Origin of the sequence: Pseudomonas sp. Sample_20, from assembly GCF_004307585.1 — a bacterium.
In the GTDB taxonomy this organism is placed as follows: Bacteria; Pseudomonadota; Gammaproteobacteria; order Pseudomonadales; family Pseudomonadaceae; genus Aquipseudomonas; species Aquipseudomonas atacamensis.
Map to the genome: position 1 here is coordinate 1 of NZ_RCOA01000037.1, position 19,567 is coordinate 19,567.

A 19,567-nucleotide genomic window follows, 5' to 3' on the forward strand; every position below is an offset into this window, starting at 1 on the left:
AATACTCACCCAAAGGCGTTTAGGGGCTAGGCATGAACCATAGAATCTCCCACAGTGGATCTGTGTCGTACATACATCCATTGTGGGAGCGAGCCTGCTCACGAAGAGGCCGGCGAACTCAGCAAAGAACACCAGACCTCAGCACCTGTCATCCGACAACGATCACTGTCGCAACCTTGCTTCGGCAAACTCCTCCCGTAACATCGCCACAAATGCATCTCGCGCCGGGTGCACACCGGCGTTTTCATGCCAGTAAAACAAATTCTCGATCGCCATCAGTTCAGCAAACTCGTAACCCTCGCAGCCCGCGCCTTTGGCGTACTGCTCGAACACGCCCCTGGGCACCAGCGCCACCCCGGCACCGGCGCTGACGCAGCCGACAATCGCTCCGTAACTGGCCAGACTGACAATCGGCAGCGCCTGTCCTCGGCGCAGTAACCAATGCTCAAGTGCCGCGCGGTATGGGCAACCCGGTGGCCACATGAACAGGGTTTTGTCTTGCAGATCCGCGATGTCACGCACCGGGCCGACTGAAGTCGAGGCGATCAGTAACAATTCCTCTCGATACATCGGCGTGCGTTTGAGCTGAGCACGTTCGACATCCACCGCGACAATCGCGCCATCAAGACGATGGTTGACGGTGTCGTCGAGCAACTGGCTCCAGGTGCCGGTGGTAAGTTCGAGTGCTACTTGCGGATAACGCTTGTGGAATTTCGCCAGCAGGCGCGGCAAGCGCCCGGTCGCCGAAGACTCGATGGCGCCGATGCGCAGCGGTCCGGACGGCTCGGCGGCCGGGTCGAGCGCGCGTTTGGCTTCGACGGTCAGCGCCAGAATCTTTTCCGCATAAACCAGAAAGGTCTGCCCCGCCGGGCTGATGCGCAGTCCGCGCCCCTCGCGCAAGAACAGCGCCACGCCCAACTCGGCCTCCAGCGCTTTGATCCGCGCAGTGATGTTCGACGGCACGCAGAACAGCTTTTCGGCGGCCCGGGCAATGCTGCCGACCTCGGCCACAGTCTTGAACATGCGGATTTGCGCCAGCTCCATAATCATCACTCCGAGTGAACAGTCGACGCAGTATAAGTCAGTTGTGGCGAATGATCGGGCGACCGGATACTCGGCGCATCCACTGCCCTGGTGCCTCGATCATGACTTCCACTTCCACCTGCAAAATCATCCTGGCCATGGCGTTTGTCGTCGGCTGCTGGGGTTATTCGCCCACCGGCATTCACATCGGCTTGCAAGGGTATGAGCCCGGACATCTGGCCTTGCTGCGTTTTCTGCTGGCGTCGCTGTTGATGGCGCTGATCGCAATTTTCAAAGGCATTCGCCTGCCGCAGTGGCGCGATGTGCCGTTGCTGGTTGCCTTGGGCTTCTTTGCCGTCAGCCTGCATCACGTCGCCTTGAACATCGGCCAGCAAGGCATCAGTGCCGGGGCTTCCAGCGTGCTGGCGCAATCGAGCCCGTTATTCAGCACGCTGCTGGCGTGCTTTGTGTTCAAGGAACGCGTCAGCGCCTGGCGTTGGAGCTGTGTGCTGCTTGGATTTGTCGGCGTGGTGATCGTAGTCAGCGGCGACAAGGGCATGGGCGCTATCAATGCCCATGGCTTGTTGATCTTGTTGGCGGCGCTTTCCTGGAGCCTCTATTTCGCCCTGCAAAAGCATCATGCGCGGCGCTACGACGGTTTCAGCCTGGGCTGCTACGCGGTGTGGTCGGGGACGTTGCTGTTGCTGATTTATCTGCCGGGGCTGGCTGACGCCGTGATGCAGGCGCCGCCGCAAGCGCAGTGGGCGGTGCTGATGTTGGGGGTGTTTCCCAGCGCACTGGCGTATCTGGCCTGGGGTTTCGTGCTCAAGCATGTGGACTTGAGTCGGGCGACGATGACCTTGTATCTGATACCGCCGACGGCCATGGGAATTGCGTCTTGGGGACTGGGTGAACGGCCGACGTTGATGGTACTGATGGGGGCGATGGTGGTGTTGATCAGTGTGTTGGCATTGAATCTGGAGCGTGGGGTTGGCGTCGTTCGGGCAGTTGAGAGCAAGGCTTGAATCTGCTGTGAAGTCGATGCCGTCTTCGCGAGCAGGCTCGCTCCCACAGGGAGTTTGTGTCATCCACTGTGGGAGCGAGCCTGCTCGCGAAGAGGCCGGCCCACTCAATGAATAATCCAGACCTCAGCGCATATCATCCGACAACGGTGTCGGCTCGTCCGCCGGCGGTACATCCTCGTCATCCGGCGGATCCTTCCAGTCATCCGGGCGGTCGGCATCGCTCAGCGGATCGCGCCCCGGGTCCATGCCCGGCGGTGCATCGTGATCGCTCAGGGTCGGCTCGTCGGTGCCGGATACGGGGCGGGTCTGGTCGGTGGGCGCCATGCCACCGGGAACAAGCGAGTCATCAGCCATGCTGCACCTCACAATACTGGCCCGGATTATCCGGGGCGTATTACTTGGAAGCGCGGGTGCTGAGGGCGTGCGGTAGATCAGACCAGCGGCATCAGCCTTGGGCGATAAAGCGATCACGACTGTTGGTCAGGTGCAGCCACATCGCGGCACGGGCGGCATCGGCGTCCTGACGCTTGATCGCATTCAGAATCGCCTCGTGTTCCAGATTGGCCAAGTGCCCGAGCTTGCTCAGATCCGCCGCGCCGCGCTCGGCAGCATTCAGGCGATTGCGCGGGATCATCGCACTGCCCAGGTGCTGCATGATCTCGCTGAAACAAGCGTTGCCGGTGGCCTCGGCGATCAGCAGATGGAAACGCCGATCGGCCTCCACGCAGCTGTCGTTGTTGGCCAGCAGCCGTTGATAGTCATCCAGCGCCTGACGCATCTGCTGCAACTGCTGCTCGCTGCGCCGCTGCGCCGCCAGTGCGGCCGCTTGCGTCTCCAGGCCCATGCGCAACTCGAGAATGCTGCGCACGCCGAGCGCCGTGTCGACATTCAGGCGCAGGCCCTGCTCCGCTGCACGCTCGATCACGAAGGTACCGATGCCGTGGCGCGTCTCGACCAGCCCCGAGGCCTGCAACTTGGAAATGGCCTCGCGCACCACCGTGCGGCTGACGCCGTGCTCCTGAACGATGGAGTTCTCCGACGGTAGCTTGTCACCGGGCGACAGTTGTCCGAGCAGGATGCTCTGGGTGAGCTTTTCCACCAGGTCATGAGCGAGGTTGTGCGTGCGTTTGCGCGCGGGCGCGTCGAGGTCTTCTTGCATGATCGGTTCCGGTGATCGGGGCTTGCCGATCGTAGCACTGCGGGATGACGGTTGAGATGGATTTTAGCGGTCGATGGGTCGTCAGCTTGTATGACAACACTCCATTACCTCGAATATTTTCGATAGCCAGCCATCACGCATCATCATTCATATCTCAAAAAGGCGCTGCGCTCGACTGGCGAAATGTTCAATGGATACGAGCTAGAATCCGGTTTTCGCATAAAAAACCGAACAATCAGAAGAATTTGATCGCCCTCCCCACTTGTAGGACAAAAAATTACGGTTGTATGATGTCTAGCAACAACGCAGCACCCAGTCCTACCCGCATAAAAATAATCAGTGGGAGAAACATCAGTGAAAACCTCCATCTCCGGGATGCAGGACAGCGTCGATCCGACGCTCGCCTCAGCCATCTCCAAAGTCAAACGCCACGTCCTGCCGCTCTTCGTGATCATGTTCATCGTCAATTACATTGACCGGGTGAACATCGGCTTCGTCCGCACCCACATGGAAACCGATCTGGGCATTGGTGCTGCCGCCTACGGCTTCGGCGCCGGGCTGTTCTTCATCGGTTACGCGCTGTTCGAAGTGCCGTCCAACATGCTTTTGCAGAAAGTCGGCGCGCGGATCTGGCTGACCCGCATCATGTTCACCTGGGGCATAGTCGCGGCCTGCATGGCCTTCATTCAGAACGAAACCCACTTCTATATCCTGCGTTTCCTGCTCGGTGTCGCCGAGGCCGGGTTCTTTCCCGGGGTGATTTATTACTTCACCCGTTGGCTGCCAGGCGTTGAGCGCGGCAAGGCGATCGCGATCTTCCTCAGCGGCTCTGCCGTGGCCTCGCTGATCTCCGGCCCGCTGTCCGGTCTGCTCCTGCAGATCAATGGGCTTGGCATGCACGGCTGGCAATGGATGTATTTCATCGAGGGGATGTTCTCGGTGTGCCTGTGCGTGTTTGTCTGGTTCTGGCTGGATGCCAAACCCCACGACGCGAAATGGCTGAGCCGCGCCGAACAGGATGCGCTGGTCAGCGCCATCGACGACGAGCAAAAGGCCCGCGAAGCCGCGACGCCGATCCGGCCGTCGCTGGGCAAACTGCTCAAGGACCGGCAGATCATTCTGTTCTGCCTGATCTACTTCTTCATTCAGCTGACCATTTATGCGGCGACTTTCTGGCTGCCGAGCATCATCAAGAAGATGGGCGAACTCAGCGACGTGCAGGTCGGCCTGTTCAACTCGATTCCATGGTTGCTGTCGATCGTCGGCATGTATGCCTTCGCCTCGCTGTCGGCGAAGTGGAAACACCAGCAAGCATGGGTCGCCACTGCCCTGTTGATCGCCGCAGCGGGGATGTTCATGTCCACCACTGGCGGGCCGATCTTTGCCTTCGTCGCGATCTGCTTTGCGGCACTGGGTTTCAAATCCGCCTCGTCGCTGTTCTGGCCGATTCCCCAGGCTTATCTGGATGCACGCATCGCGGCGGCAGTGATCGCGCTGATCAACTCGGTGGGCAACCTCGGCGGCTTCGTCGCACCGACCACCTTCGGCCTGCTTGAGCAACACACCGGCTCGATTCAGGGCGGCCTCTATGGTCTGGCCGCGACCTCGATCATCGCCGCAATCATCGTCTTCGCCGCGCGCACCACGCCGAAACCCGCTGCTGAAAAGGCTGTGGCCGACGCCGCGCCGAAACACGCCTGACTACGTCTCGACAAGGAAAACAACAATGACTGTTCATGACACCGCCAAAGCTCCGATCATCACCGACATGCAGGTCATTCCGGTGGCCGGTCACGACGGCATGCTGCTCAACCTGAGCGGCGCCCACGGGCCGTTTTTCACCCGCAACATCGTCATCCTCAAGGACAACGCCGGCCACACCGGCGTCGGCGAAGTGCCCGGTGGCGAGCGCATTCGCCAGACCCTGGAAGACGCGCGCAATCTGGTGGTCGGCAGCCCGATCGGCACCTACCAGAAGATCCTCAACCAGGTGCGCCAGACCTTCGCCGACCGCGATGCCGGCGGCCGTGGTCTGCAGACGTTCGACCTGCGCATCACCATTCACGCGGTCACCGGCCTGGAAGCCGCCCTCCTCGACCTGCTCGGCCAGCACCTCGACGTGCCGGTGGCGGCGCTGCTCGGTGAAGGTCAGCAACGCGACGAAGTGAAGATGCTCGGTTATCTGTTCTACGTTGGCGATCAACACGAAACCGATCTGGCCTATCGCAGCGAACCGGACGCCGACAACGACTGGTTCCGTGTGCGTCACGAGAAAGCCATGACCGCCGAAGCGGTCGTGCGTCTGGCGGAGGCGGCGCACGCCAAGTACGGTTTCAAGGATTTCAAACTCAAGGGCGGCGTGCTCAGTGGCGATGCCGAAATCGAAGCGGTCACGGCATTGGCCGAGCGCTTCCCCGACGCGCGGATTACCCTCGACCCGAACGGTGCATGGTCATTGAAAGAGGCCATTCGTCTATGCCGCGATCAGCACCACGTACTCGCCTACGCCGAAGACCCGTGCGGTGCGGAAAACGGTTATTCCGGGCGCGAAGTCATGGCTGAATTCCGCCGCGCCACCGGACTGAAAACCGCGACCAACATGATCGCCACCGACTGGCGTGAAATGGGCCACGCGATTCAGTTGCAGTCAGTGGACATCCCGCTGGCCGACCCGCACTTCTGGACCATGCAGGGTTCGGTACGCGTCGCGCAGATGTGCCACGAGTGGGGCCTGACCTGGGGCTCGCATTCCAACAACCACTTCGATATTTCCCTGGCCATGTTCACCCACGTCGCCGCCGCCGCACCCGGCGAGATCACCGCCATCGACACCCACTGGATCTGGCAGGACGGTCAGCGCCTGACCAAGGCACCGTTGCAGATTGTCGATGGTCTCGTGCAGGTGCCGAAAAAACCCGGGCTGGGCGTGGAGCTGGACATGGATCAAGTGGCCAAGGCCCACGAACTGTACGAAGGCATGGGCCTCGGCGCGCGGGATGACAGCGTGGCGATGCAGTTCCTGATTCCGGGGTGGAAATTCGATAACAAACGGCCGTGTCTGGTGCGGTAATCCAGCAGGCGCCGCTGATTTCGATTGTCGGAGTAGGAGCTGCCGAAGGCTGCGATCTTTTGATTCTGTTTTTAAGATCAAAAGATCGCAGCCTTCGGCAGCTCCTACAAATCGGTTTTCAGCTTGAGATTTGCAGCAACCAGGTTTTGAACGCTTTCATCGCCACCGTTTCCGCTCGCGACTGCAACCGCGTCAGCCAGTAACTGCCGGTGGTGATCTCGATCGCAAACGGCTGGCAGATCGCATCTGCCGCCAGTTGCCGGGCGAACATCAGCGGCGGCGCCAACGCCACGCCGCCGCCCTGCAATGCGGCTTCCATCATTGCCAGCGACGAATCGAACACGATGCTTTGCGGTGGCGCGGCCTGCGTCGCCAGGCCCGCTGCGTGAAACCACTCCGGCCATTCATCGGTGCGATAGGAACGCAGCAAGGTCTGCTGCAACAGGTCCGCCGGCGTGTGCAGTTGCCGGGCAATCTCCGGCACGCACAATACCGACAACGGCGCATCGAGCAAGCGTGTCGCCTCGATGCCATGCCAGGCGCCAGCACCGAAACGAATGGCGTAATCCAGTCCCTCCGCCGCCACATCCACCCGGTTGTTATTGGTCGACAGACGTAAATCTATAAGCGGATGTTTCCCCCGAAAGTCCGCCAGCCTCGGCAACAGCCAGCCCACGGCAAAAGTGCCCACCGCGCCGACCGTCAACATGTCGCGATACTGCCCACCGGCCAGACGCTCGAGCATCTGCGCAATATGATCGAATGATGTGCTGAGTACCGGCAGCAAGGTTTCGCCTTCACTGGTCAGCATCAGCCCACGGGGCAGGCGTTTGAACAGGGTCAGGTTGAGTTGCGCTTCCAGGCTTTTGACCTGATGGCTCACCGCCGCTTGTGTCACGCACAACTCGACGGCAGCACGGGTAAAACTCAAGTGACGTGCCGAGGCTTCAAATGCGCGCAGAGCGTTGAGCGGCAGTTGCGGTCGAATCATGCGTTGCCTCAAATTTTTCTAATGGCTCATGCGAGTTTTCATCGTTTGTCGAGGGCCGGCGAAGTGCCTAAATTGGCCGCGCTGATCGGCCGTCCGATGAAAAATCACCCGCAGTGTAGCGGGATACAACAATCGACACTCATGGAGAGTGATTCAATCATGTGTTCCTTAAAACCGAGCAAGGTCTTTTCCTACAGCGCTTTCGCACTGTTCTTCGGCAGCGTTGCCTGTCATGCCGCAACGCCGACGGATGCGCAATTACAGGCTCTGGTCAGCCAAGCCGTCACCCCGGTGATGCAGCAAAACAACATCCCGGGGCTGACGGTAGCGATCACGCTGAATGGCCAGGCGCATTACTTTAACTACGGGGTTGCCGCTAAAGACACCGCGCAAAAGGTCAGCGAAAACACCCTGTTCGAAGTCGGCTCGGTGAGCAAAACCTTCACCGCCACCCTCGCTGGTTACGCCCAGGCCACAGGCAAACTCGACCTGTCGAGCAAGGCCAGCCAACTCTGGCCGGAGCTCAAGGGCAGCGCCTTCGACAACATCAGCGTGCTGCAACTGGGCACCTACAGTGCAGGCGAACTGCCGTTGCAATTCCCCGCTGAGGCGGATTCTTCCGACAAGATGCTCGGCTATTACCAACAGTGGAAACCGCAATTTCCCGCCGGCAGCCATCGCCTGTATTCCAACCCGAGCCTGGGCCTGTTCGGCTACCTGACGGCGAAAAGCCTCGGCCAGCCGTTCGACTTGGCAATGACGCAAACCCTGCTGCCGAAACTCGGCCTTCAGCACACCTTCCTCAGCGTACCGTCAGCGCAGTCGAAGCTTTATGCCCAAGGCTACGACAGCGCCGACCAACCGGTACGCGTCAGCCCCGGCGCCCTCGACGCCGAAGCCTACGGCATCAAAACCAGCGCCGCCGACCTGCTGCGATACGTCCAGGCACAGCTGCAACCGGCCAGCCTTGCGCCTGATCTGCACCAAGCCATCGCCAACACCCACATCGGCTATCACCGCGTCGGCGACATGACCCAAGGCCTGGGCTGGGAACGCTACGCCTACCCGATCAGCCTGGAAAAACTGCAAAACGGCAACTCGACCCCCATGGCCATGGAGCCGCACAAAGTCGAGTGGCTGACTCCACCGCAAGCTGAACCGGCCAATGTGCTATTCAATAAAACCGGTTCTACACGGGGCTTTGGCGCGTATGTGGCGTTCGTGCCGTCGCGGGACATGGGCATCGTGATTCTGGCCAACAAGAACTACCCGAATGCCGAACGGGTGAAGATTGCGCATACGGTTTTCGCGGCGTTGGCGGATTAGTAGTGAAAGATCGTCCGATCGCGGCCCGAGCCTGCGGCAGCTTCTACAGGATCGGGTTTTCACTCGGTTAACGTTGGAGGTGTCGCAGGCTGCAACAACTTTCGATCAGAAGATGACTTGTGGGAGCGAGCCTGCTCGCGAATGCGCTCGATCAGCCACCTTTCAGCGCCTGAAAAACCGCTATCGCGAGCAGGCTCGCTCCCACATTTGAACTGTGCACTTCACAAAAAAATGTGGGAGCTGGTTTGCCAGCCCCCACAGGGATTTTGCTTCATTCAGTCGCAATCAATCATCCGGCATCTGCGGCGGTTTGCTCGGTTTCGCCGGTTTGCTGCCCTTAGCGCCTTTGGCCGGTTCCGGCTCGGTGGCGGCAGGCGTTTGTGCGGCGGCGGCCGCAGCGGCGGCTTCTTTTTCGGCCATGGGCATGGCGTCGATGGTTTCGAAGATTTTCGCCAGGCTCAATGCCTTGGCTTCATCACCCGAGGCGGAGAGCTTGGTTTCGCCGTCCTTGCCCACCAGGAACACTTTTGGATAAGCGCCGGCACCGAGCTTCAGCGAACGCAGCAGGGCCATGGTGTCCTGCTGGCCCATGTCCTTGCCGTCGAGCTGTCCGGACATGCTGAGGATGGTGTAGACCTTGATGTTGCGGTCGGTGACGCCCTTTTTGTTGGCCGGATCTTCCAGCGACTTCTTCAGGCTCAGCCAGACCGGGTCGACGGTGCTTTGCGCAATCACGATCAGCGGGCGGGCGCGGCCCACGTCCCCGGCCAGGGGTGAATCGCTGTCGGCGGCGAACAGGGGGCCGGCGATTGCCAGCAAGAGGGTCAGGGTCAGGGACCTGATGAGCATGCGCATCTCCTTTTGATATCCACGCACTACTGATTGCGCATCGTGGCGATTGTTCCGGCGGCGTCTGGCAAAAAGGCATTGCCCTGTCAGAAGCTTAGGTCAGGGAGCGCTTTGCGCAACATGACGCAAGCGATCATCGGCACATCCCTACGGCCGCTGCATTGGAAGTGTTTTCTCCAGGCTGACTCAGAACGCCAACTTATAACCAATCAACACCAGCATCGTCGCCAGGCACGGGCGCAGGACTTCGTCGGAGATGCGTCCGGTCAGGTGGCTGCCGAGCCAGATGCCCGGCAGCGAGCCCATCAGCAGGAAACCCAGCACGCCCCAGTCCATGTTGCCCATGCTTGCGTGGCCGAGGCCGGCGACGAGGGTCAGGGGTACGGCGTGGGCGATTTCGGTGCCGACCAGGCGGCGGGTTGGCAGCAGTGGGTAAAGGATAAACAAGGCGACGGTGCCCAGTGCGCCGGCGCCGATCGAGGTCAGGGCAACCATGGTGCCGAGGATCAGACCGGTGATCACCGTCATGATATTCAGGCGCGAACCGCTCGGGTTGTAGTTGCCACCCGCGCGTTTGTGGGCGAATTCGAGCAAGCGTTTCTTGAAGAAGATTGCCAGGGCGGTGGCGAAGAGGACGAAGCCGAGCGCCTGTTTGATGATGGCGTTCATCGCGTCCGGCGCGGTGTGCAGGGTGCTGAGGAACCACAGGGTCATGGCCACCGCTGGCACACTGCCGAGGGTCAGCCAGCCGGTGATCGCCCAGTCGATGTTCTTGTTCTTCCTGTGAACGAGGACGCCGCTGGATTTGGTGATCGCGGCGTACAGCAGGTCGGTACCCACCGCCGTCGCCGGGTTGATGCCGAACCACAGCAGGATCGGCGTCATCAACGATCCGCCGCCGACACCGGTCATGCCTACGATAAACCCCACCACCAGCCCGGCAATCACCAGGCCGAAATTTGCCAATTCCATTCAAACGTCCAGAAAACGACAGGAAAATCTGGCCCGCAGCATAGCGATTTTTCTTATAACCACATATATCGATGCGGTCTATCGTTATGCCATATCGAATTCACCGCAGATCCCACAGTGGCCCCTTGCGCTACAGAAAACCTGCCGGGCTCACTGCACCGGCAGGAAATTCAAGAACAGCAGACTCTGCGCGTAATTCAGGCCGATCCTGCGATAGCGCTCATCGAGCATCTGCGTGAGCAGATCCAGGCGTGCGACGATTTTGCTGAATTCGGTGGCGAAGCTGAGGTTGCTGCCCTCCTCCGAGATTTCGTTGGAGAACAGCAACGGCTGGCCTTCCTTGTTCTGCCGTTGCGACAAAATCCACATGGCTTTTTCGATGTTGCGCGCGGCGTTGTGCACGAACGTCGGGTTGATCGCGTCGGTCATGTAGAACTCGGTGCGATTGCCGTGGGCGGTAACCAGCATGCTGCCGATTGCATAGATGAAGGCGCCGACGCGGTCGCCGAGGAATTCCGGACTCATCGCATAGCTCAGTGCCGCCAGATCCTTGCGTCCGCCCAGCACGGGCAACGGCTGCTGTTGCTCGACAGCGAGACGCACTTGTTTCACGGCGGCGTTGACGGTGAGGAAACCGGATTTGCGCAGTTCTTCCGGGTTGCGCAGGTAGAGCTTGCCCATCAGCCGGTAAAGGCTGTCGAGGTTGTCGCGCATCGCCAGGGTGGCCATGCGGTCGACGCTGGTCTGGAGAAACTCCTGCGGCTGCCCTTCACGTATCTGATTGAAAAATCCATTGCCGTTCTGGTGGCTGCAGCCGCTGAGCAACAGCGACAACAGGCAGGCCAGCAGCAGGCACGGGCGGCGGTGAGCGGCGGTGATCAGGGCAAAAACACTCGGCATGAAATCTCGGACAGGCACATTCCTGTGCGGCGGGGGTCACCGCATCCTGGCCATGCATAGAGCCGCCGATTGCGAAAAAGTGCAGTGCCCGGGCGGTTAGCCGACCTTCGGCGCTTTTCGCCTTATCAATTAGTCGGACTTTATATTTGCCAACAACGGTAAATCCGCTATAAATCTTCTGCGAAATATTCAATAGCATGACTAATTGCGTTTTCTCAAAACAACAACAAAAAGGAAGGTCAACCATGCTTCAATCCCGTCACCTGCTCTCCGGCCTCGGACTGTCCCTGATGATCGCTACCCTTTCCGCCAACGCGGCGGGCCTGACTGCTGAACACAAAGCTTTCGGCAAAACCAATGACGGCACGCCTGTCGAACAGTACATCCTGCGCAACAGCCACGGCATGCAAGCCACCGTGATTACCTACGGCGCGACCCTGCAAGCGCTGAAAGTCGCCGACAAACACGGCAAGTTCGACGACGTCGTCTTGGGTTTTGACGATGTGCAGGGCTATCAGAAAGGCACCGCGTACTTCGGCGCGACCATCGGCCGCTTCGGCAACCGTTTGGCCGAAGGTGCTTTCGAAATCGATGGCAAACGCTATCAAGTGCCGCAGAACGACAAATCCAACGCCCTGCACGGCGGCCCCGAAGGTTTCGACAAGAAAGTCTGGAAGGCCAGGGAAACCAAGGACAAGGATTCGGTGGGCGTAACCCTTACCTACCTCTCGGCCGACGGCGAGATGGGTTTCCCGGGCAATCTGACCACCGAAGTCACCTATCGCCTGACCGACAACAACGAGTTGCGCATCGACTACAAGGCCAGCACCGACAAGCCGACCGTGCTCAACCTGACCAACCACAGCTACTTCAACCTGGCCGGTGCCGGCAATGGCGACATTCTCAAGCAAGTCGCCATGATCAACTCCAGCCATTACACGCCGGTCACCGCCAAACTGATCCCGACCGGGGAGCTGGCGCCTGTGGCCGGTACGCCGATGGACTTCAGCAAACCGACGGCGATCGGCACGCACATCAAGGCTGATCATCCGCAGCTGAAATTCGCCGAGCCGAAACAGGGCGGCTTCGATTTCAACTGGGCACTGGACACCAAGGGCGATGTCAGCAAGCTCGCCACCGAAGTCAGCGACCCGCAATCCGGGCGTGTGCTGCAACTGTTCACCAGCGAGCCGGGCGTGCAGTTCTACACCAGCAACTTCCTCGACGGCACGGTCAAGGGCAAGGGCGGCAAGGTCTATCCGCACTGGGGCGCATTCACCCTCGAGACCCAGCACTACCCGGATTCGCCGAACCAGCCGGATTTCCCGAGCACGCGGCTTGATCCGGGGCAGACCTATGCCCACAGCGTGATCCTCAAGTTCTCCGCCAAGTAAGGCCCACGCAGCATGATAGTTCCCACGCTCTGCGTGGGAATGCAGCCCGGGACGCTCCGCGTCCCTTTCAGAGCTGGAACGCGGAGCGTCCCTTGATGCATTCCCACGCGGAGCGTGGGAACGATCTCGTAGGAGCTGCGGACCGCTGCGATCTTTTTTGCTTTTTGAACCCCGACGCTATTCTGCTGCCCACTAAAGACACCCATTCTTTCAGGCAGGAGGTTTGAATGCGTACCCTTGAGTTGGCAGGCGTACAGGTTCCCGTGATTGGTCAGGGCACTTGGCGCATAGGCGAGGATCGTTCGGCGCACAGCCGTGAAGTGGCGGCGCTGCGCAGCGGCATCGAGCTGGGCATGAGCCTGATCGATACCGCTGAGATGTACGCCGAGGGCGGTGCCGAAACAGTGGTCGGCGAAGCCATCGCCGGTCTGCGCGATCAAGTCTTTCTGGTCAGCAAGGTCTACCCGCACAACGCCAGCCGCGAGGGCATCCCGCAAGCCTGCGAGCGCAGTTTGCGTCGGCTCGGTACCGACTACATCGATCTGTATCTGCTGCATTGGCGCGGCCAGTATCCGCTAGAGGAAACCGTCGAAGCCTTCGAACGCCTGCGCGAGGACGGCAAGATCGGCCGTTGGGGTGTGTCGAATTTCGATGTCGACGACCTCGAAGAACTCTCCAGCTCGGCCTGCGCCACCAATCAGGTGCTGTACAACCTCGAAGAGCGCGGTATCGAATTCGATTTGCTGCCGTGGTGCCAGCATCAGCGCCTGCCGCTGATGGCGTACTGTCCGATCGGCCAGGGCGGCGCGATGCTCGCCGAGCCGGTTCTGCAAGACATTGCCAGCCGTCACAACGCCACTCCAGCGCAGGTTTCGCTGGCGTGGATCCTGCGTCAGGACGGCGTGATTGCGATTCCCAAGGCTGTGCGCCCCGAGCATGTGCAACTCAATGCCGATGCGGCGCAGCTGCAACTGGACGCCGGGGATCTGGCGGCGCTGGACAAAGTGTTCCCGGCGCCACAACGCAAGCAGCGACTGGCCATGGTCTGAGCTGCCGACTGCGAGGGCTTCGCCATGAGAAGCACAGATCTGCAAGACCCGTACAACCTGCAACGTTTTGTCCAGGCACAGGATCCGGTGTTCGAACGGGTCCAGCGTGAACTCGAAACGGGTCGCAAGCGCAGCCACTGGATGTGGTTCGTCTTCCCGCAGTTCGCCGGATTGGGCGGCAGCGAAATGGCCCGACGCTTCGCCATTGGTTCAGCCGAAGAAGCCCAGGCCTACTTGGCCGACGAACTGCTCGGGGCGCGGCTGCGCACCTGCACGCACCTGGTGCTGAATGTGCCGCAGCGCTCGATTGCAGAAATGTTTGGCCATCCCGATGACCTGAAATTTCATTCTTCGATGACCCTGTTCGCCCAGTTCAGCGCCGAGGACAGTCTGTTCCATCAGGCACTGGAGCGTTACTTCCACGGCATTCTCGATGAATGGACGCTGCAATTGCTCGACTCAAAACAGGCCCAGTTGCCCACCGATCAGGGTTGAGAAGTCGTCGTCGACAAACGGCAGAATCGCATCCGCCACCGGTTGCAGCTGCCGAGTGATGTAGTGGTCGTAGTCGATGGCGGCGCGGCGTACCTCCAGCGGCTCCGGGCCGGCCAGGGTGATGACGTAGCTGATCCAGCCGCCGTTCTGATACTGCCGGGGCCGCCCCTGCTCGGCGTTGTAGTCATCGGCCAGCCGCGCCGCGCGGACGTGCGGCGGTACGTTGCGTTCGTAGTCGTCGAGGGTGCGGCGCAGACGCTTGCGGTAGATCAGCCGATCGTCGAACTCGCCGGCGAGGGTCTTGCGCACGTAATCGCGCACGTAATCCTGATACGACTTGCGCTGAAAAATCCGCTCATACAGCTCTTGCTGAAATTGCCGCGCCAGCAGCGACCAGTCGGTGCGCACGGTTTCCAGGCCCTTGTAGACCATTTCCTCGCTGCCATCGGCGCGGGTGACCAGACCGGCGTAGCGCTTCTTGCTGCCCTCCTCGGCGCCGCGAATGGTCGGCATCAGAAAGCGCTTGTAGTGAATCTCGAACTGCAATTCCAGCGCGCTTTCCAGCCCGTATTCTTCGCGCACATGCGTGCGCCACCAATCGTTGACGTGTTTGACCAGCGCATGGCCGATCTGCGCTGCTTCTTCCTGGCCGTGCAGACTGCGCAGCCAGACGAAGGTTGAATCGGTGTCGCCGTAAATGACGGCGTGGCCCTGTTCTTCGATCAACTGGCGAGTGCGCAACATGATTTCGTGGCCGCGCAAGGTGATCGACGAGGCCAGCCGGGTATCGAAAAAACGGCAACCGCTGGAGCCGAGCACGCCGTAGAAGGCGTTCATGATGATCTTCAGCGCTTGGGACAGCGGCGCATTGTGCTCGCGCTTGGCGGTTTCGCGCCCTTCGGCCACCCGCGCCACGATGGACGGCAGACAATGGCGGGTGCGCGAGAAGCGTGCGCCACGAAAACCCGGCACCGAGTCGGCGTCATCCGGGTATTGCAGGCCCTCGATCAACCCCACCGGGTCGATCAGAAAGGTGCGGATAATCGACGGGTAGAGGCTTTTGTAATCGAGGACCAACACCGATTCGTAAAGCCCCGGGCGTGAATCCATGACAAACCCGCCGGGGCTGGCCTGGGGTGGATTGGTGCCCAGATTGGGTGCAACAAAGCCCTGGCGATGCATCAACGGCATGTACAAATGGGTGAACGCGGCGACCGAACCGCCGCTGCGGTCGGCCGGCAAACCGGTAACGCTGGCGCGCTCAAGCAAAAACGTCAGCAGTTCGGTCTTGGCGAAGATCCGCGTGACCAGTTCGCAGTCCTTGAGGTTGTATTTGGCCAGCGCCGGTTTGTCTTCGGCGAACATGCGGTTGATCTCGTCCATGCGCTGGTACGGGTTGTTGATCGCCTTGCCTTCGCCGAGCAGCGTCTGCGCGACGTTTTCCAGGCTGAACGAGGGAAAACTCCAGGTCGCCGAACGCAATGACTCGATGCCATCGATGATCAGCCGCCCCGCTGCCGAGGCGAAGTAGTGATTGCGGCTGCCGTGCTCGCGCCACTGCATTTCTTCGCCGCCACGACCGATCTTCAGCGGCACGCCAAGACGCCGCGCGTGTTCGTGAAGGATGCGCAGGTCGAACTGCACAACGTTCCAGCCAATGATCGCGTCAGGGTCGTGGCGGGCGAACCAGTCGTTGAGTTTCTTCAGAATGAGCGTGCGCGAGTCGCAGTACTCGAGGTCGAAATCGACAATGCTGGCGTCGCCGTTCGGCGCGCCGAGCATGTACACCTGGCGCTCGCCACAGCCTTCCAGCGCGATGGAATACAGCTCGCCGTTTTCGGTGGTCTCGATGTCGAGTGAGACCAAGCGCAGTTTCGGCCGGTAATCGGGGTCGGGTTTCAGCTGGGCGTTGATCAGTACTCCGTCAGCATCCGGGGTGCCGCCAAACAGCACCGGCGCGGTGATGAAGCGCTCCATCAGATAACGTTCCGGGGGACGCACGTCGGCTTCAAAGACGTCGACGCCGGCGCGGTTGAGCGCGGTTTCGAGGCGCATCAACTGGCCGTGCTGCTGGCAATACAGACCGAGCACCGGACGATGCTGAAAATCGAGCAAGGCCAACGGTCGCAGCTCTACATTCTTTTCATCGTGCAGCAGACGCTCGGCTGCTTCTCGCTGTGCGGCGGGAATAAATGCGACCGACGGCTGATGCGCCAGACGCACGCGGCGCGGCCCGGCGTCCGTTGCCAGCCAGAACTCGACTTCGGTGCCGGCCGGCGTATCGCGCCAATGCCGGGTCAGGACGAAGCCCTGCTGTAAATCCACCACTGCGACCTCACCGTTTCAATCAGAACGCCATTCTACGCAGCATTTGTGGCGAGGGGATTTATCCCCGCTGGCCGCGAAGCGGCCCCGCTTTTAATGAAAGGGCCTGCTGCGCAGGCCAGCGGGGATAAATCCCCTCGCCACAGATAAATCCCATCACTACAGATAAATCCCATCACCACAGATAAATCCCATCGCCACAGAAAATCCTCTGCCACAGATAACCCCCCTTGTTACAGATAAATCCCTTGGCCACAGATGCTTCATTTACCGATACAAAGATGTTTTTTCCGGCAAATGGCGTTTTTTGCACGCTAACTGCCGCTTTGCCACCTTGCTCTGCGCGGCTGCGTCTACGATGCTTGATGAACAACGACAACACCTGAGTAACCGCCATGAAGACCGTCGCCCAACTGCTCAAGCTCAAAGATCAGAAAAATCAGGAAGTGCACCAGATCAAACCCGATCACATGGTGCTCGAAGCGCTGATGAAGATGGCCGAGAAAAACGTCGGCGCCTTGCTGGTGGTCGAAGACGACAAAGTGGTCGGCATCATCAGCGAGCGTGACTATGCACGCAAACTGGTGCTGCACGGGCGCTCTTCGGTCGGTACGCCAGTGCGCGACATCATGGTCAAGGACGTGATCACCGTGGACACCAAACAAAAGGTTGATACCTGCCTGGGGATCATGTCGGACAAACGCCTGCGCCACTTGCCGGTGGTCGAGGACGGCCAGTTGATCGGCCTGTTGTCGATCGGCGACCTGGTGAAGGAAGCGATTGCCGAACAGGCCGAGCTGATCAAACAGCTGGAGCAGTACATTCGCGGCGACTGAGCCCACCGCCGTGATCCCCTTGTGGGAGCGAGCCTGCTCGCGTATGCGCCAGGTCAGAGATGATCGTTCCCACGCTCTGCGTGGGAATGCAGCCCGGGACGCTCCGCGTCCCTCTAAAGCCGAACGCGGAGCGTCCGTTGAGGCATTCCCACGCAGAGCGTGGGAACGATCTCGCCCGTCAGGCCGGCCAATGCCGCTCAAACACCGGTGCCAGCACCGGGTGTCGGTCGATCCTTTGCAGCCACGCATAAAAGCCCGGGCGGGTCTGGCGCAGGTGTTCACGGCTGCCGGCCCAGCGGCTCACCACGGCCGCCAGCACATCCAGCGCGCCGGGCGTTTCGTCATCTAGGTACAGCTCTCCGGAAAACTGATCGGCGAATACTTCCCAACTGAAATGCAGGCGCTGGCGCGTGCCGGCGATCAGGTTTTGCCGTGCGTTCTCGTCGGGCGTGCTCAGCCAGCGCTCGGGGTAATCGATGATGCCGACCGCCGCATAGCAATTGCTGACGATGTAGGCGAGACCGCGAATCGCCTGATCACGATCGGCAGCCTTGCTCGGCAGCAGGCCGGATTTGGGAAACGTCAGGCCCAGGTGAATCAGGATCGCCGCGCTTTCAGTCATGGCGCTGCCGTCCGGCAGTTGCAAGGTCGGTATCTGTTTCAGCGGATTGAGTTTGCCCAGCGCCTCGTCGGCCTCGGCGCTGGCTTCGGTATCAATGAAGCGATAGGCGATCTGGCACAACTCCAGTGCCGCCTCGATGGCAGCCGCGCCGGAATTCTTGTGCCCGTAGAGCTGGTACATGTCCGTTCCCCCCGATAAGGCCTTTGCACAGGGTAGATGGCTGGCTGGCCTGACGTAGAAAATTCTGCAAATGTGTCGTGATTGGCACGTTTTTCCCATGCACTGCCGACTTGCGAAATCAACCTTCGCCAATCAGCGCTGGCGGTGCCCATCCCGCACCAAGAGCATTCATCGAACGCTATCCGCGTTCTTGTAAGGTGCGACAGCAAACCAAAAGTTCGCCTGTCCGAGCTGGCAATAAGGAGTTCACCCGTGAATCTTCAAATGCTCCGCCGTACGACATACCCCACTCACTCGCAAATCCAGCCCCAAGTTCAGCCGAGCCTATTCAGCCTGGCGCGTTTCTCCTTTATTACCTGAAACCCAATGCACACTTTGCGTGCCTGGCGATCGAGCGATCGCCGGGCGCCAAGTGTTATTTATTTTTTAAATACGTCAATTAATAAAAGGCACAACAACAGGATTGTCGAACAATGTCTTTTCGTCATTGAAGTTGCACCAAAAGCGCACGCCCGAATGTGATGCAGTTAACCAATACTCCAGAATCAAAATAAGGAACATGTCCTGTGAACCGCTGAATGACTGACCTGCACCAAATCGATTCGCTACGCACCGATAGGTGCTAAGCCTGATCACCGAGCAGCCGCTCTATCCCGCCGATTGGCGTGATACAGCGTTCCCTCTGACTCGCTCTGGAAAAAGCCCTTCTGCGAGGACTTGAGGACCGCTTCGCGCCGAATAAACCGTATGCGAATTTGAAACTTATATAAATGCGACATCAGTAACACCGAAGATATGCGTTCAACCGGTTTCAGCAACATCTGGCACACCTGTTGCAAACTGTAACAAACCTGAGACAGCTCACGTCTCCACACAACAACAAGCCACGGAATGGATAATGAGCAATCGATATAGATACTATTAAGCCACTAAGTTTGTTCAAGGCCGCTTAAACAGATAGTCCAACTATCGGCTCGCCTACACCTTGAAGAAAGTTGCACCCACTCACTCGAACATCAGCCATATGTTCGGACGGCACCTTATTGCCCTTCATCTGACCCGAGGGAGCTTTAATGAACGATGCGGTAAAGCACAAAACCCTGCCGGGGCCGTTGCGGCAAGCACCGGTCCCGCCGGCAACGGGCAGGCCGGCGTTTACAGCCAATACGTCACGACCCGGCGGGTTGAACAAACCACAGATGCTCTTGCTGATCGCCGTGTCGGCGCTGATACACGGCGGCGCGTGGTGGTTCTTCCATCAGGCGCGTCCTGAGCCACTGCCGACGCCGCCGGAAATCCCGGAAATGACCGTCGAGCTGACCAGCCCGACGCCTCCGGCCCCACCGACACC

At 59.9% G+C, this 19,567-nt stretch carries 18 protein-coding genes and 1 pseudogene; 9 read left to right on the forward strand and 10 right to left on the reverse strand.

All coding sequences use genetic code 11. From position 1 onward, the window contains the following. Window positions 1-162 precede the first annotated feature (162 nt). Window positions 163-1,044, reverse strand: a complete 882-nt coding sequence (locus D8U70_RS09975; RefSeq protein WP_130928800.1) for a LysR substrate-binding domain-containing protein — start codon at window positions 1,042-1,044, stop codon at window positions 163-165. A 101-nt stretch (window positions 1,045-1,145) separates the two neighbouring features. On the opposite strand from D8U70_RS09975, the gene D8U70_RS09980 reads away from it, so the two are divergent. After that, on the forward strand, window positions 1,146-2,048 hold the full coding sequence (locus D8U70_RS09980; protein ID WP_241664647.1) for a DMT family transporter: 903 nt from the start codon (window positions 1,146-1,148) through the stop codon (window positions 2,046-2,048). Between the two features lie 123 nt (window positions 2,049-2,171). On the opposite strand, the gene D8U70_RS09985 is transcribed toward D8U70_RS09980, so the two are convergent. Together D8U70_RS09985 and D8U70_RS09990 are read right to left on the reverse strand one after the other, a co-directional pair. Then, on the reverse strand, window positions 2,172-2,402 hold the full coding sequence (locus D8U70_RS09985; RefSeq protein WP_071172961.1) for a hypothetical protein: 231 nt from the start codon (window positions 2,400-2,402) through the stop codon (window positions 2,172-2,174). Window positions 2,403-2,493: 91 nt separating this feature from the next. Then, a complete protein-coding gene (locus D8U70_RS09990; protein ID WP_041477180.1) occupies window positions 2,494-3,207 on the reverse strand; it encodes a FadR/GntR family transcriptional regulator in 714 nt (237 codons plus the stop codon). 354 nt (window positions 3,208-3,561) lie between these two features. Here D8U70_RS09990 and D8U70_RS09995 point away from each other — a divergent pair, with 354 nt between their 5' ends. Both D8U70_RS09995 and gudD read left to right on the forward strand, forming a co-directional pair. Then, the gene (locus D8U70_RS09995) at window positions 3,562-4,908 is read left to right on the forward strand and encodes an MFS transporter (RefSeq protein WP_024013478.1); all 1,347 of its coding nucleotides are present in this window, start codon (window positions 3,562-3,564) and stop codon (window positions 4,906-4,908) included. 25 nt (window positions 4,909-4,933) lie between these two features. After that, complete coding sequence (gudD, locus tag D8U70_RS10000) at window positions 4,934-6,277, forward strand: glucarate dehydratase (protein WP_130928802.1); 1,344 nt, start codon at window positions 4,934-4,936, stop codon at window positions 6,275-6,277. 118 nt (window positions 6,278-6,395) lie between these two features. Here gudD and D8U70_RS10005 read toward each other — a convergent pair whose 3' ends face one another. Further along, window positions 6,396-7,268: a LysR family transcriptional regulator gene (locus tag D8U70_RS10005; RefSeq protein WP_122703689.1), complete on the reverse strand. Its 873-nt coding sequence runs from the start codon at window positions 7,266-7,268 to the stop codon at window positions 6,396-6,398. Between the two features lie 159 nt (window positions 7,269-7,427). Between D8U70_RS10005 and ampC the strand changes: the two genes are divergently transcribed. Beyond that, window positions 7,428-8,594 (forward strand): class C beta-lactamase, encoded by a 1,167-nt coding sequence (gene ampC, locus D8U70_RS10010; protein WP_130928803.1) that lies wholly within the window; start codon window positions 7,428-7,430, stop codon window positions 8,592-8,594. Between the two features lie 285 nt (window positions 8,595-8,879). Here ampC and D8U70_RS10015 read toward each other — a convergent pair whose 3' ends face one another. The 3 genes from D8U70_RS10015 to D8U70_RS10025 form a co-directional block, all read right to left on the reverse strand. Beyond that, window positions 8,880-9,443, reverse strand: a complete 564-nt coding sequence (locus D8U70_RS10015; protein WP_016775365.1) for a DUF4174 domain-containing protein — start codon at window positions 9,441-9,443, stop codon at window positions 8,880-8,882. Window positions 9,444-9,629: 186 nt separating this feature from the next. Continuing rightward, window positions 9,630-10,415: a sulfite exporter TauE/SafE family protein gene (locus tag D8U70_RS10020; RefSeq protein WP_039763409.1), complete on the reverse strand. Its 786-nt coding sequence runs from the start codon at window positions 10,413-10,415 to the stop codon at window positions 9,630-9,632. Window positions 10,416-10,565: 150 nt separating this feature from the next. Further along, window positions 10,566-11,315: a hypothetical protein gene (locus D8U70_RS10025; protein WP_016775367.1), complete on the reverse strand. Its 750-nt coding sequence runs from the start codon at window positions 11,313-11,315 to the stop codon at window positions 10,566-10,568. A gap of 245 nt (window positions 11,316-11,560) precedes the next feature. On the opposite strand from D8U70_RS10025, the gene D8U70_RS10030 reads away from it, so the two are divergent. From D8U70_RS10030 to D8U70_RS10040, 3 genes are all read left to right on the forward strand, one after another. After that, window positions 11,561-12,709 (forward strand): aldose epimerase family protein, encoded by a 1,149-nt coding sequence (locus D8U70_RS10030; RefSeq protein ID WP_122747028.1) that lies wholly within the window; start codon window positions 11,561-11,563, stop codon window positions 12,707-12,709. A 227-nt stretch (window positions 12,710-12,936) separates the two neighbouring features. Next, complete coding sequence (locus tag D8U70_RS10035; protein WP_130928804.1) at window positions 12,937-13,758, forward strand: aldo/keto reductase; 822 nt, start codon at window positions 12,937-12,939, stop codon at window positions 13,756-13,758. 24 nt (window positions 13,759-13,782) lie between these two features. Continuing rightward, the gene (locus tag D8U70_RS10040; protein ID WP_130928805.1) at window positions 13,783-14,253 is read left to right on the forward strand and encodes a DUF1810 domain-containing protein; all 471 of its coding nucleotides are present in this window, start codon (window positions 13,783-13,785) and stop codon (window positions 14,251-14,253) included. Here D8U70_RS10040 and D8U70_RS10045 read toward each other — a convergent pair. After that, a complete protein-coding gene (locus D8U70_RS10045; protein ID WP_177433957.1) occupies window positions 14,218-16,578 on the reverse strand; it encodes a DNA polymerase II in 2,361 nt (786 codons plus the stop codon). The two genes, D8U70_RS10040 and D8U70_RS10045, sit on opposite strands and share 36 nt — an antisense overlap. 175 nt (window positions 16,579-16,753) lie before the next feature. Continuing rightward, window positions 16,754-16,951, reverse strand: a complete 198-nt coding sequence (locus tag D8U70_RS10050; protein WP_125918117.1) for a hypothetical protein — start codon at window positions 16,949-16,951, stop codon at window positions 16,754-16,756. A gap of 22 nt (window positions 16,952-16,973) precedes the next feature. Here D8U70_RS10050 and D8U70_RS10055 point away from each other — a divergent pair, with 22 nt between their 5' ends. Further along, window positions 16,974-17,414 (forward strand): CBS domain-containing protein, encoded by a 441-nt coding sequence (locus tag D8U70_RS10055; protein ID WP_071172968.1) that lies wholly within the window; start codon window positions 16,974-16,976, stop codon window positions 17,412-17,414. 178 nt (window positions 17,415-17,592) lie between these two features. Here D8U70_RS10055 and D8U70_RS10065 read toward each other — a convergent pair whose 3' ends face one another. Next, on the reverse strand, window positions 17,593-18,216 hold the full coding sequence (locus D8U70_RS10065) for a glutathione S-transferase N-terminal domain-containing protein (RefSeq protein WP_122703677.1): 624 nt from the start codon (window positions 18,214-18,216) through the stop codon (window positions 17,593-17,595). A 1,073-nt stretch (window positions 18,217-19,289) separates the two neighbouring features. Between D8U70_RS10065 and D8U70_RS10070 the strand changes: the two are divergent. Next, a pseudogene (locus D8U70_RS10070) lies at window positions 19,290-19,567 on the forward strand (energy transducer TonB); the annotation flags it as partial.